At 54.3% G+C, this 13,387-nt stretch carries 8 protein-coding genes; 5 read left to right on the top strand and 3 right to left on the bottom strand.

Annotated features, from left to right (window positions below):
• Nucleotides 1-195: 195 nt before the first annotated feature.
• On the top strand, nt 196-3,006 hold the full coding sequence (locus tag V6F78_RS03975; RefSeq protein ID WP_332726658.1) for a UvrD-helicase domain-containing protein: 2,811 nt from the start codon (nt 196-198) through the stop codon (nt 3,004-3,006).
• A 442-nt stretch (nt 3,007-3,448) separates the two neighbouring features.
• Entirely contained in the window at nt 3,449-7,393 is a 3,945-nt protein-coding gene (locus tag V6F78_RS03970) for a YobI family P-loop NTPase (protein WP_332726657.1), read from the top strand.
• Between the two features lie 573 nt (nt 7,394-7,966).
• On the opposite strand, the gene V6F78_RS03965 is transcribed toward V6F78_RS03970, so the two are convergent.
• On the bottom strand, nt 7,967-8,386 hold the full coding sequence (locus V6F78_RS03965; RefSeq protein WP_153356893.1) for a hypothetical protein: 420 nt from the start codon (nt 8,384-8,386) through the stop codon (nt 7,967-7,969).
• A 517-nt stretch (nt 8,387-8,903) separates the two neighbouring features.
• On the opposite strand from V6F78_RS03965, the gene V6F78_RS03960 reads away from it, so the two are divergent.
• Nucleotides 8,904-9,221, top strand: a complete 318-nt coding sequence (locus V6F78_RS03960; RefSeq protein ID WP_332726656.1) for a hypothetical protein — start codon at nt 8,904-8,906, stop codon at nt 9,219-9,221.
• 36 nt (nt 9,222-9,257) lie between these two features.
• Here V6F78_RS03960 and V6F78_RS03955 read toward each other — a convergent pair whose 3' ends face one another.
• On the bottom strand, nt 9,258-9,476 hold the full coding sequence (locus V6F78_RS03955; protein WP_123728177.1) for a hypothetical protein: 219 nt from the start codon (nt 9,474-9,476) through the stop codon (nt 9,258-9,260).
• Nucleotides 9,477-9,966: 490 nt separating this feature from the next.
• On the opposite strand from V6F78_RS03955, the gene V6F78_RS03950 reads away from it, so the two are divergent.
• Nucleotides 9,967-11,109 carry a hypothetical protein gene (locus V6F78_RS03950; protein ID WP_153356891.1) on the top strand — a complete coding sequence of 381 codons (1,143 nt, stop codon included), beginning with the start codon at nt 9,967-9,969 and terminating at the stop codon, nt 11,107-11,109.
• A gap of 331 nt (nt 11,110-11,440) precedes the next feature.
• Entirely contained in the window at nt 11,441-11,659 is a 219-nt protein-coding gene (locus tag V6F78_RS03945) for an antitoxin Xre/MbcA/ParS toxin-binding domain-containing protein (protein ID WP_153356888.1), read from the top strand.
• A 520-nt stretch (nt 11,660-12,179) separates the two neighbouring features.
• Here the strand turns inward: V6F78_RS03945 and V6F78_RS03940 are convergent.
• Nucleotides 12,180-13,376 carry a hypothetical protein gene (locus V6F78_RS03940; protein WP_332726655.1) on the bottom strand — a complete coding sequence of 399 codons (1,197 nt, stop codon included), beginning with the start codon at nt 13,374-13,376 and terminating at the stop codon, nt 12,180-12,182.
• Between the last annotated feature and the right edge of the window lie 11 nt (nt 13,377-13,387).

Here is a 13,387-nt window from a genome sequence, read left to right as displayed (position 1 = left end):
TCCACAGGGTCACGACACCGCAAAGTCGTTGATTCACGACAGCCGCTCCCGTAGGGTCGCGCGACGCTAGTTAGTCCTTCAAAGGATCCGCATTCCTAATGCCCGTAGACCCGTGATCTGAACCAATCGATGCACACGTCCGAAGGCCATGAAGATTGGGATAGAATTGCGCCTATTTTGGTGTAGGAATCGTGTATGTTTTTGGAATGGACGCCATCCAGGTTAGGGCGCTTACTGACTAGATCAGCCAACTGGCGTCTCCTCGTCGAGAGCGATCGTCTTGTTGTGGCCGTAGGTGGGCAGCAATACCACATAGCACCTGAAACGCTCCCAAGCTTTGAAATCAAACGCCGCATGCTCTGGTCGGAGCTCGTGTGGCCCGCACGCACGGGCGTGCGCTTTGGTGGACTCTCGAACCTACGAGCTCCGTCTCTGCACCGCGCAGTGAGCGATCTCCTCAAACGATCCCGATGCCAACGCTTCGATTCCTACTATGCCAAGCTGTCCCAGTGGCTCTCAGAAGTTGACCATGCCTTAGCAACCGCTGATCAAAAGCACCGCTGGCTTACCCATGAAAACCAGCAAGCGTTACTGGGTAGCAAACCAAGCCTGGAGTTGAGCGTAGCGGCCCTAAGAGAGCTACTTGACACCCCAGAGGTGAGGGCCCATCTGAATGATGGTTATGCCCAAGCTGAGCTCGATATCGAACGGTGGACGTCTGATTGGACGGGCACATGGGAAGAGCGAAACAAGCTGCACACTAAGCGAGAGCTTCGTCACTGCCGGCAGATTTTCGACAAGGTAGAAAGTAAGCCTTTGACTGACGAGCAGGCAAAGGCGGTAGTGTGCTTTGACAACCGGGTTCAGGTTGTCGCATCCGCGGGCTCTGGTAAGACCTCCACGATGATCGCAAAGGCTATCTATGCCATGCATCGGGAGATTGTCAGCCCCAAATCTATCGTCATGCTGGCTTACAACAAGGATGCGGCTGCAGAGCTTCAAGCGCGGGCCAAAGCCTCTCTTGAACGGCTGGGCATGCCTAGCATCGAGATCGCAGCCATGACGTTCCATTCATTAGGGCTGAAGATCATAGGTTTGGCTACCGGAAGCACACCGCATGTACCTGCTTGGGCACGCAAAGAGCGTCTCGCGTTGGCCAAGCTAGCCGACATTGTTGATGACCTCAAAGATAAGTCTCCAGCGTTCCGTACGCGCTGGGATATTTTCCGCTTGGTGTTTGGTCGACACCTACCTCTTTCACGCAATGACAAGCTCTTCGATACGACAAGCTCGGACGGCGAGGGGAAGTTGGTCACTCTAAAAGGCGAGGAGGTGGCCAGCCAGGAGGAGTGCATTATTGCCAACTGGCTTTTTTACAACGGGGTCGAGTACCAGTACGAACGTGAGTACGAGCACCCGACCGCAACGGCGGAGCATCGCCAGTACTTCCCGGATTTTTTCTACCCAGGTCTAAATCTCTACCATGAGCATTTTGCTCTGGACGCAGAGGGCCAGCCCCCTGAGCAGTTCAAGAAATACCTGGAAGGGGTGGCTTGGAAACGTCAGATCCACAAGCACAAGGGAACGCACCTGATCGAGACGCTTTCTCACCAAGTCCGCAGTGGGGAAGCGTTCACCCATCTGGCTAAAGAGCTCACCGACAGGGGCATCAAGCTCGATCCCAACCCTGATCGGCCAATCCCATTTAATGGTTTGGAACCCATCAAACATGCCGACCTGCTTGGACTGATCCGTACGTTCATCAACCATTTCAAAAGCAACTGCTATACGGAACAGGACTTGAAAGCTCGCGTGGCTGAGATGGACAGTGGGGCCTTCAAGTACCGGTTCGAGATGTTCGTTGACCTGTTGATTCCTGTAGTCAAGAAATGGAACGGAGCCTTGGCCGCAGAGAACGGAATCGACTTCGAGGACATGATTAACAAGGCTGCAGGTTATTTGGAGGCAGGGCACCGGTCACCGTACGACCTGGTTATGGCCGATGAGTATCAGGACGCATCGCGAGCACGAGCCCGACTTTGCAAGGCCCTCGTTCGGCAGCCTAATCGGTTTCTGTTCGCCGTGGGGGACGACTGGCAGTCGATCAACCGATTCGCGGGTGCCGACGTTTCCGTAATGACAGGTTTCAAACCCTGGTACGGCCATGGCCAGGTGCTTCGGCTAGAAACGACATTTAGATGTCCTCAGGCCATTTGTGACGTCTCCAGCCGATTCGTGTCGAAGAACCCAGCGCAATTCAAGAAGAACGTGAACTCTGTGACGGCGGCCATCGGGCCGGCCTTCCAGGCTATACAAGTCGAGCACCGGAACAAGGTAGCCCAAGCGGTTGATAAATATGTCGAGCGCCTTTACCAGCAAATCTGCGATGGGAGCGTGCCATTGGGACGTGGCGGCAAAGTGAATGTCTTCGTATTGGGGCGCTACAAGCTTGATGCCAAATTCCTGAGTCACGATTGGCAGCAACGTTTTGGCGATCGTATGGCGTTCAGGTTCAAGACCGTGCATACCTCGAAGGGTGACGAGGCCGACTATGTGATTCTCCCAGGCATGGTCATGCGTGGGTTTCCAAACGTTAAAGTTGACGATCCACTGTTCTCCCTGGTTATGCCGCAGGGCGACACCTTTCCATCCAGTGAGGAACGCCGGCTGTTCTACGTCGCACTCACAAGGGCAAGACGCAGCGTTGCGATGTTCACAGTCGCAGGGCGTCGCTCATCTTTCCTGCAAGAGTTGATCGACGAAGGTGTCGTAGCTCCCTGTGATGACAGCGGACGAGCGATAACACAGCCGGCATCCGCTGAGCTCAAGTCCGATAGGCCCTCTGCCGTGGCGGCCGCTGCGCAAGCTCCCGACAAGGCCATGGGGCCTGTCTGTCCAGGCTGTAAGGTAGGGGAGCTGATATGGCGACGAGGGCCGTACGGAGAATTCCAATCCTGCTCAACCTTTCCCAGGTGCAAATACAAGCCGCCGAAAAAACGCATGTAAGGACGTCAGTCGTAAGTCTCCACCATGAGCTCGGATATTTTGCAGGCGAGGGTATGCGCGGGCAATAAGTCATTCACCGCGCATGCTTATGGGAATATTCTGTTGACGACTAGCTGCTCACCGGCACTCCATATGCGCACAACGTCCAAGCTCCCAAGATTCTCGATCCGGCAGCACCACCTAGGCCGGCCCAAATAACGTTCTTCTCAGCCTGATTAATCCTTTCCCCGCCTGGTCATGCGTGCGGATCGTGTAGAGGTAAGCTCGCGCCTAGCTCTTGCCTAGTGAACAAAGGGTTCGCAGGCGAAGATGGCCGTGAGCTATCATCCCAATCCTCGTATCAGGCTCACCGGAAGTTCACCTTCCCGCTCAGACCCAAGATCGATCATTCAGTCTTCGGCAGATGAATGCCTGGTAGCCGCCAGCCTGCTTGGAGACACGGATGTTCATTTGCTTGCGCGCCATTTATCACCGGGCATTACATGCCTATATCGTCTGGAACAACGAGACTCGCCGCAAGCTGGCCTCCCTGAAGCGATACCCTTGCGCGGTCGTCGCTGCTTGTAAGGCCGCATATGCGTTCTTGGCCACACCTACTCATGAAAATCTGTTCCAGCCGCTAACCCCTGTGCTCATTGAGCCTGGGAAGATAAAGCGGTATGAGCGTGAGTTATTGAACGGTCTGAGGAACGATCAAGTCAGGAACATCGCTATTACGGGGGAGTACGGGGCAGGGAAGAGCAGCGTGCTTCGCACCTTCGTCCACCGCCACCCAGAGTTTGTCTACGCGTTTGTTTCGTTGGCTACCTTCGGCAAGGATAACGAAATCTCCGGGGCGTCTGAGCTTGTTAGCGATACCGATGCGGCCTCGGATTCTCCGCGGCCCTCCGAATCCTCCACCAAGGCAGGGCAGGAATCTAAATCCGAGGCAAACAAGGCAGAGTCCGATCTAGTTGCTCGGATCGAAGAGACGATCGTCCAGCAGCTCCTGTACGCCGTCCCAGCAAAGACGCTTCCCAAGACCCGCCTTAAGAGAATCGATCAGGCTTCCGGCCTGAAGATCTGGTGGAAAACGCTCTGCTATGGCGCCCTCATTCTGGCAGCGCTGAGACTGTACGTTCCCGTTGCAGAAAAGCTACCTAAGATCGAGCCGACTTGGCTTCTGGACTGGCTTCTGTGGATCCCAAGTTCATTCGCCGTCGGAGTTGTCGCGCTGGGGTGCATACACCTGCTGCACACATGCCTGAAGCTGGGCTCGCTCTTCAGTATCGATGGGTTGACGCTCAAAGGCGGCAAACTGGAGACCACCCACCATGGCTCCGTCCTGCACAAAAATATCGATGAGATCATTTACTGCTTTGAGCGCAGCAGCATTGACGTGGTGATCATTGAGGATCTCGACCGGTTCGGCATCCATGACGTGTTCACTCGATTGCGAGAAATCAATTTCATCATCAAGCAATCACCTCAGGTGAAACGCCCCGTCTATTTCGTCTATGCGCTGCGCGATGAAATGTTCGTCGTCGGCGAGAAGACCAAGTTTTTTGACCTCATCGTCCCAGTGATCCCCGTCATCAACTCGGAAAACTCCCAAGAAAAGATGATGGAGCTGCTGAACCATCGAACCTTCAAATCGAAACCCTTGGGCGAACATCTTGACCGTCGACTGGTGGAGACGGTCTGCTACTACATCGATGACCTCCGGCTGGTGAAAAATATCGTCAATGAATTCGATATGTTTTCAAATATCCTTGCCAGCGGCCTACGCCTAGAGCCAGACAAGCTGTTTGCGATTGTCGCCATTCGAAATCTGCATCCCGGCGCGTTCGCCGACCTGGTCAAACGCCGAGGGACGATTTATGGCGTCATCAAGGGACTGGCTGCCTGGAAAACTCAACAAAACAGTGCCAATGCCAAGCGACTTGATGAATTGCGGCGTGAGCGAGACGACCGGGTCTTCGAACTGGCCAACAATGTCAGTGAGTTGAGGGCCTACGTGTGGTTCACGCTTCTTCGACTGACCGAAATGGACACGGCGACCCATGTCCTAATCACTGGCACCCAGTACACGCCAAAGCAGTTCGTGACCGACGAGGTGTTCGACGTATTCATGAATCACGCCGGGCCCCTCTCAATGGTTGTCTTGGATCAATACGGGCGGGCCAGAAACCAATCTGGAAATGTCTCGAAGGCTGAGCTGCTCACCGCCACATCCTATGAACGGCGCCATGCTTTGCTTGGGCGGCGACTTGGCACAATCGCGGACGAAATTGCAGCGGTGCAGAGGGAATCGGATCAGGTCATCCGGATGTCCTTCAGTACTGCCGTCAAAAAAGGCTATGGGGAGGTCGCAAGAAACAAACTTCCAGGCTTGAACGTCGTGAGCTATCTGATGCTGCACGGTTTCCTCGACGCCGACTACACGGACTACCTTGGTTATTTCTATCAAGGTTCGCTGACACCTGGTGACAAAGATCTGATCCTTTCGCTGAGACGTGGTGTGCTGCCTGACGTATCCACGCCTGTCGATAGCCCGAGTACCGTGCTGGAGAAGCTTAAGAGCGACGAGCTCGACGAAGGCAGGGGGATCATCGTCGACTTGATCGCCTGTCTCAGCGCCCGACCAACCTCGTTCGCAACTAACTCAGCAGATGCCCAGCTAAGCCACATACTTAAGAGCGGCCTCAACGAACACCCCGAACGAATGGCCGTCGCTGTAGGCGATCTTTTGAACCGAACAGAAGCGGCTGAATTTATCCGCGCCGTGTACCGCCTAGAACCCAAACTGTTTCAGAGCCTTTTCGACGCCAGGGACACGGGGGACGCTGGCGGGGTGTTTGAAGGAAGCGAGGCTCGCCAGTCCCTCGTCAAAGTCATCGCCGACAACCTGTCAGAATCCGACTTCAAGACCCTTGCCGATGGCGCATCAACGGATCTGGTTCCTACGATCGATTCGCTGGAAGATGTATCACGACTGATGCCAGGATTAGAGAGCAATGTGGGAGCTTGGGCGTGGCTCAGGGCTTACCCAGTCCAGTTTGCCTCACTGGGCCATATGATGAGTCTCGCAGACCTCGAAAGACTGATCGACTGGCGCTGCATCAAGATCAACCTGCCAATGCTATCGCTGATCTGCGCGAAGTCGGAAGCTGGACAGCATTCCACAGGCGCCAAATCCGAACCTGCAGATGTGGGCATCGTGTCTCTGCGTAGACTGCAGGCTTTGGGCATCAATGGGCTCGGTGATTATCTGCTATCACACGCCGATGAGCTCGGTAGCGCATTGCTAGGTCAGTCTGCTGTCTTGGATGAATCAAGCGATTCCTTGGCCAGTTTACTTGCAGAACTGGACACAGATGACGACCTGACAAATCGACTCTTCGATCACACGACCTGTGACCTGCACACACTCAATGACGCCCCGAGACATCTTTGGGCAAAGGCACTTGAAAGTGATCGCCTGGTGGCCAAAGCCGACGCTGTGTGGATCTTTTTTGAGAAACTCATTGCGCCAGACGGCCACGTTTCGGGCGAAGAAGTCGGATCGGAACCCACAACGGTGTTCACCGCCTTCATCGCTCGGAATGCATCGGCTCTCAAGGGAACGCTGTGGCAGTCAACGAGCGCAGACTGGGCGCTGCAACAGTATCTTCTGAGCTCACCCAGCATCAGTAATGACGTGCTCAAGGTACTGCTCGATGGAGTCGTGCTCCAAGATCTATCAATGATCAAAGCGGTCTTACCTGCGGGGCGCTGGGTCATGCTGGTGGCCTCAACATTCCTTCCATACAGCGCGGAGGTCAGGGAAATCGTATTGAGTACTTGCCCACACCTCGAAGGCCAGTACCTGGTTGAACGGTGGGATCTAGCAAAAGCCGAGATCGATATCGGCTCGCTCCAACTCGACTCGATGCTCACGCTGAGCAAAAGCAAAGCGTTGCCACTCACACAGAAAATTCAGATGTGGTCAGGGCTTAGCCTGGAGACGATTGAAAGCAAGCCGGACGCGGTTTCAGAGCTCGGCCGTGTATCTATGCTTGCCAACCAAGCTGGCGAAAGGTTTGCTGACTCGCTGATGCCTGTGCTGCGACATCTGGTTCGCAATGCAAGCCTCACCCCGGAGCAACGCTCTGAAATGCTGACACAATGTCTTCCAGGGATGAAGTGGCCGGACGTTTCAGCAGCTCTGGCGTTGCTCGATGACGAGGACTTCAAAACCGTGAGCGCGAAGGTCAAGAAGATCAAGGTAAGAAACACCGATTCAAACCGGAGGTTGGTCAACGCTATGAAGTCTGAGGGGTACTTGGCAACGGTGACCTCAGAGGACGGCGTCATCATCGCGACCACCAGGCCTTCATCCATGACATCTGAGAACGGATGGCTCTAGCCTGACCGTTGAAGGTAGCAGCTTAGCAACCACCATACAGCGTCGCCTGGGTTCACGATTTCTAAGCCGCTCGTCCAGGCGTTCATTGAAATGTCTGGAGAGTGAGCGAGGATCGTTTGCGAGGTTTATGCCTTTAGACCCTGAGTTCCAGCTACGGTCGTGTGGGGCTAACCGGCGCGATTGATGAAGGCGCGCGCCGCCAGCTAGCGACCGGGAATGAGCGTCCGCAGCGGGTCGATACCTGCCAGGCGTACCCGTGCGCTGTTCATGCCCGATGCAAATGGCTGGTCAAGTCGAATGCAACCAGGTGGTCAAGTGGGATGAAAACGCTTGGTCAAGTCAGGTGCAATTTCCCAGGTGGCCTGCCTAGTGTTGAATGTGATCGTGCGTGCAGGCTTTCCGTGACTGCTATCCGATCATTTCAAACCGGGGGGATCACCTGGATCGAGCACGCCCCCGGTCATGAGCTTGCTCGACCGAGGCTTGAGCGCTCAGGAGAGTAGAAGGCTCGTATTTTTCAAAGTGCCTTGTCAGTGACAGATGACCGAGCAAGCGATCTACAGTGCGTCGCCTTCAAGCCCAGGCGATCCAACGCTCCATCTTCCCTTCAAATCCATCCGCGCAAAAGTCCAGATTTGGCCAATAGTTCTGGTACACCTCATAGTCGAGCGCCGTTGCGATCCCGCGGTTCTCGGCGTTCAAAACGCTCCATGCTCGATACATCCGGTGCTGCCAGTCGGTCTCTGTCACCAACTGGTGCGATGTGTTCGATGACCAGCCATCATTCATAAGCGTTGTAACGAAGAATTCTGCAGCCGCATTTGCACAGCCGGCGTCGTGGGCGATCATCCTGTCCAGGATCGAATAGGAAATACCAATCGCCTGGAAGATCGATACCACTTGGCTGTCCAGCTTGTCGCTACATTGGGGAGCTTTCGAGGCAAGAGTCTGCTGCGGGATGAAGGCGAATACGGTGGCGATCGGGGAGGTCATAGGTGCTGCCTTTATTGTTGTTGTTTTATTTCATGATGCCCATGGAGCAAGTGTCGCCGCAACACGTCGCATGATGTCTGCTCGGGCACTCATGAATCGAAGCCATGAGCCAAACGGAGTGCGCCAGCACGAGGATGTAAGCCCGGAGGGCCAAGACCTAGACGCAGTCAGGGCATGGTTCACAACAGCCGTGCTGCAGGCCGTGTCCAGCCCTCAGGTGTTCCTGGGTCTGGCTTCACCGCGATACGTGATCGCGAACAAAGCGCCCACGTGCATGCTCGCCCCAGTCACGAGTGGAGGTTGTTCGGGACTTAGTGACCGGAATAGTGATGGAGTACAAATGTGCTCCAAAGGACGGATGAGGACTCACCACCCCCGTCTTGTTCACTGAGTCAACGTGACTTCAAGCACTTTATCGATTGACGATTAACGCCATGTAGCGATCCGTGTATCTCGCCGGTGCAGCTTGTGAGTCGTCTGTGATGTCTTTGAAGTATCAGCTCACGAGATCTGCTTGATGCGCCATACGACACCAGACGGTCGCTACTTCGTAGTCAAGGGTCAGTTATGGCGCTGCAGCAATCCCGCACTATCTGATGACCAGCGACAGCAGTTGGTGCAGATGCTGATGGAGGCGCGGAGAGCCGTCAAAGTAGCGAAGGCAACAAATCATGCAGATCAGTTGCGCACAGCTCGAGCAGAAGTAGATCAGGCGAAGAGGGCACTAGGGGAGAGGGGCCCGGTATGGTGGAGCTACGGCAGCCCGGACTACAACCGCCACAAGGCTGTTAACACGCCCTATGCTGAGTGGTACCGCTCACTGCCCGAGCCGTAGCGATCATGCGCGCAGAGACACAGATTTTGAGCCCACCTATTGCTTGACGCTCGCCGCTACTAGTTCGGCGATGCCTTGCCGTACAGCATCGATGTTGTCGTCGAGAGTCGTCAGAGCTCCATTCACATTTCCCACCACACTGCTTGCTCCTCGATCACCAACCCATTTGGCTAGCTCTTCGACGGCGGCGCGTAATGCATCCTGGTTATGGCTGAGGCGCTCAAGGACTTCAGCGGCTGTCCGTAGCTCTTTCATGATTAGCGAATCCTAGTAGGGTTGGCAGCACACCTTGTATCACGGTTTCCCGCGGTAAAGCTGGCGTCCTGGTATCTCAAGGTGCCGCCCTGGTTGTGTTTCGCTCCCCTCATTACGTTCACGCGAAAGCTGGAGAGTGTGCAGAACGAGGCTGCCACGTGAATTGATCCGCCTCGACAGTAGGGTCGGTCGTGGCTTGTAACAGGGGTTGACTTTTATACTGTATTTACATACAGTATAAAAGTCCGGGGAGTGCTCCAATCTAATAGGTGTGGTACTGACTCTCTGACGTGCCTTCTCGGACTCGTGTAACTATCAGGATGATTTTTGCACGCACAGAAAAGCCCCTTTCGGGGCTTTTTTCGTTTTAGAATTTTTCGCCTTCGACATGGGATTAGTCACTCAGCCCTGCGGAAGAAATCAGTCCCATTTGATCACTCATCACTGAGCTAAGATTCTTCATTCTTATGACCAAGTGAAGCGAGGGGCTATGGCAGTTGTGTTCTTTCTACCGTGGGTATCTGCTGCCAAAGAGCTGCGGATCGCAGACCTACGCTTGATCCCTTATGAGCGAGGTCGACTTCCGGGTGAGTTGCTGGGCATACCGCAGGAAGCTTTCGACGGCGTACTAGGCAACTACGGCGACAGAGGTTTCGGCGCTCAGCCTTCACAGCCGATCCAGCAAGCCGCGGTCATCATTTGGGACGAAGACACACCGGGCCTTGAAGCCTCGGATGCCCAGATCCAGCAGCGACTGGTTCAGTGTTCGTATCTCGCATTCTCTGCCCTGGTAGGTCGGTCGTTGTGCTCAACTTCCGACTATTGCAACGCCGACACACTCCAGGTCGTTGCGCAGCGGTTTGATGTCGCGTCACCGGCTCATTCCTGTGTGACCACGCGCCGGCGTGACGGTGGAACACAAAACATGCTGGCGGGCAGGGCAGGGCTCAAGTTCATTCGGCCGTACCACGTCGACAACAGCTCGCGGATTACGCTCGACATCCCACTGCTTGAAGCACTACTCAAGCTACCTGCTGGGGAACTTAAGGAACGTATCGACGAGGCGGTCGTTTCCTTTCTCAGAGCCAATACCGATGCGTCATCCATAGATGAACGATCCGAACTGATCCTGATGCGGGTCGCCATAGACACGCTGCTTGACGTTCCTCATGACAAAGCTGCCTTCCGCAGAGCCATCAACGAACACTTCGACGAGCTACCGAACCCGCCCATCTGGCATAAAGGGAGCCTGGACGAACAGTGGTGGTGCAAGCACTGGGACAAGCATGTAAATCGCCCGCTCGATGCCTGGGTTCACGATTTCTGTGCCGCTCGTAACGCCGCAGCTCATGGCCCCGCAAATGGTGAGAGGGGAAGCATCTGGCCTCGCCATAACCACCTCATTTTCTCCGCCTGGTTGCTGCCGCTGATCGTCAAAAAGCTACTTGCCCAATCCGGTCTTTACGAGTTCACCGCCGAAGATAAGGTCGCGAGGGCGGGCTTTGAGGCCTTTCTGGCGCACGATCTGCTGGCCTTCACCGACAAGGATGAGAACAAGGTTTGGTGGCAAAGAGCCGAGTCTGAGCTTTATCTGCCTCTGTTAGCTGAGCAATTGCAGCGAGCGTGCGAATGACAGAACCATGGTGCTGTGGGCTTGAGTCAATGCGTGCTCATACGCAGTGGGGTACGGGGAGGGAATCCGGGAGAGAAGTGAAGATTTAGCTTCAAACAGCCCTCGACCCGGTGTGTTAACCAATTTCTTGATGTGTAAACCACTGAGCTTTACACGTCAAAAAACTGGTTTACACCTTCCCTGAGACGCCAGCCTCAGGCCAACGTAACCACCCGCCGGGATCGTAGTAATAGGCACGCCTGAAACTGGCACCGGGCGCGCCTATAAGGGGGAGGCAGTGAGCGGTTGGCGATGGTGTAGTCTAGGATCAGACCGCAGAAGGAGCGTACTCATGAGCACTTTGCCCCCCGATCAACAGGCCCGTTATTTGGAAGTGCTCGACGCCGCGAAGCGCTTGTATGGCGGCGATATCGACGCAGCGATGAATTGGATGTCACGTCCGGTAAAAGCATTTAGCGGCAAAGCTCCTGCCGCTATGGTCACGACCAGGCTGGAGACGGACACGGTCATCGAGTTTATAAGATGCTTGGAGCATGGGTTTGTAGCCTGATTGTCCGCGAACAGCGCTCTAGAGGCGTGTCAGATGTCGAGCCTGATCAGAACGCGATGCTATTGCTCGACCATAGGGCGGCTGTTGGCGTGGATTAGCGGTAACCGCGGCAGGGGCAACTGTATGCCCCTCATGGGGCGAGGAGGGCATTGGATCTGCATTCCAGAATATCTCGGGGAGTCATTAATAGACATGCTGGGGTCTAAACCGAGGGTCTGGACACCGAAATCCGTGGTGCAGGCATCAGTTCGTCATCAAGCTTGCCGAACACATCTTGCACCAAGTTTCCAGGTCTGATGAAAACCAGCCACTGAGCGTTAAGGCCCGGAATTTGGGTTTTGCGTGCGGGTAGGGGTGCTCAGGTATAGTTGTCTACTGCGGGTGCCGATTTAACTGTCAGACGCACATTCAGGATATGCTACCTGACATTTAAACTTAACTCAACTAAATAGTCATTTAGTTGAGTTAAATGTCCACGCTGAGATAGATCTGTGAAAGTGCAGGGCGAGTATACTAACCCTTAGTCGCGCCAAGCAAAGTAGCGTTGAAACGCGGTTTCAGCATTCGATTTCCGTACAAGCCTTATGACCTCATCCATTCCCATTGTCCTCGCAGCATGGTGCAGGCTTGTTTCGCGCAGCCATAAAAGACTGGCCGTGCGAAGAGCTGAGTTAGGCGAGACTACGTACCCACTCGAGGTAAGCCTTTCAATTACAGTCCTGCATACGGCCCTAAATATCAGCCTCGCTTGCCCTGAGCAAATCGATCCATTCCCACGAACTTTCCCTAGCAACAATGTTTGATCCCGCTCGTACGGAATGAATTGCCGCCCAAGCCTTTGGCGATAACGATTTACGTAGGTAGTCACAAATTCAGGATGGATTTTCCACGCCCATCGGCCAGGGAATTTATCCTCCACCAAGTCATAAGTTCCATCTCTCATGAGACCTAGCGCACTGATCGTGAGATCGCCCCCTAGACTGTCAATCTCCGATGATTGCAGCCTCAGGTAATAAACTGTCGCGAGCATGAGCAGGGTACGTTCATACTTAATGTTCTGATCAGCCATATCCTGAAGGGTCAACATCAACGCAGCAAATTCTTCATCATTGAAAATGTTTGCACCAGTGTGTGCAGGAAGACTCTGAGCATAAAAGCCCGCAGCGTGAAGCCTTTGTGCAGGATTTATTGTTATCAAGTCATCGCAATATAGTTCTTGAAAGAAAGACGCAACTACCGACATCTGCATCCCAAGCCCGCCTCTACCGGCGACATACGCCATGCTAACCTCATCGCCAGAGGCCTTGTTATGGCAGAACGGGCGCCAATTAGGATTAAACCTCACCGCACTTCTTAATTTGGCGGGAGTGAATCTTCGGCCAGAACTATTTGCCACCCATGAATCCGGAGGAGCTGCGCAGAACCCCATAAATCCTTGAACATCAGCCTCGCTCAAGTCCGTCAAAGGTTTTTTTGCCTCCAAAATACACCATAGTAATAGACGCTCTACATAAACCCGATAGTTGGCATAGCGAGTAGGTTCGGCATGCCGAGTCAAAAACTGCTTGACTAAGATGTAGCTTTTGATTGGCAGGCTGCTGACGGGGCATCGGTTAAGGAAATCCATGACGATAGGTAGCTCACCATCAAGCGTTTCTGGCTTTAGAAACGCGAACTCTTGCAGCGTCCCAAAGCAAGGACGGGGTATTAATTCCATAATTTATCTAC

The sequence above is a fragment of the Pseudomonas sp. ESBL9 genome, assembly GCF_036668715.1.
GTDB classification, from domain to species: domain Bacteria; phylum Pseudomonadota; class Gammaproteobacteria; order Pseudomonadales; family Pseudomonadaceae; genus Aquipseudomonas; species Aquipseudomonas lundensis.
The sequence above is the reverse complement of the archived record's forward strand: the minus strand, read 5'-3'. Positions and strand labels throughout refer to the sequence as shown.

Excerpts from the sequence above, each read along its gene's own strand:
- V6F78_RS03975 (WP_332726658.1), top strand. The coding sequence starts at position 196 with ATGTTTTTGGAATGGACGCCATCCAGGTTAGGGCGCTTACTGACTAGA.
- V6F78_RS03950 (WP_153356891.1), top strand. The coding sequence starts at position 9,967 with ATGGCAGTTGTGTTCTTTCTACCGTGGGTATCTGCTGCCAAAGAGCTG.
- V6F78_RS03965 (WP_153356893.1), bottom strand. The coding sequence starts at position 8,386 with ATGACCTCCCCGATCGCCACCGTATTCGCCTTCATCCCGCAGCAGACT.
- V6F78_RS03955 (WP_123728177.1), bottom strand. The coding sequence starts at position 9,476 with ATGAAAGAGCTACGGACAGCCGCTGAAGTCCTTGAGCGCCTCAGCCAT.
- V6F78_RS03940 (WP_332726655.1), bottom strand. The coding sequence starts at position 13,376 with ATGGAATTAATACCCCGTCCTTGCTTTGGGACGCTGCAAGAGTTCGCG.
- V6F78_RS03960 (WP_332726656.1), top strand. The coding sequence starts at position 8,904 with ATGCGCCATACGACACCAGACGGTCGCTACTTCGTAGTCAAGGGTCAG.
- V6F78_RS03945 (WP_153356888.1), top strand. The coding sequence starts at position 11,441 with ATGAGCACTTTGCCCCCCGATCAACAGGCCCGTTATTTGGAAGTGCTC.
- V6F78_RS03970 (WP_332726657.1), top strand. The coding sequence starts at position 3,449 with ATGTTCATTTGCTTGCGCGCCATTTATCACCGGGCATTACATGCCTAT.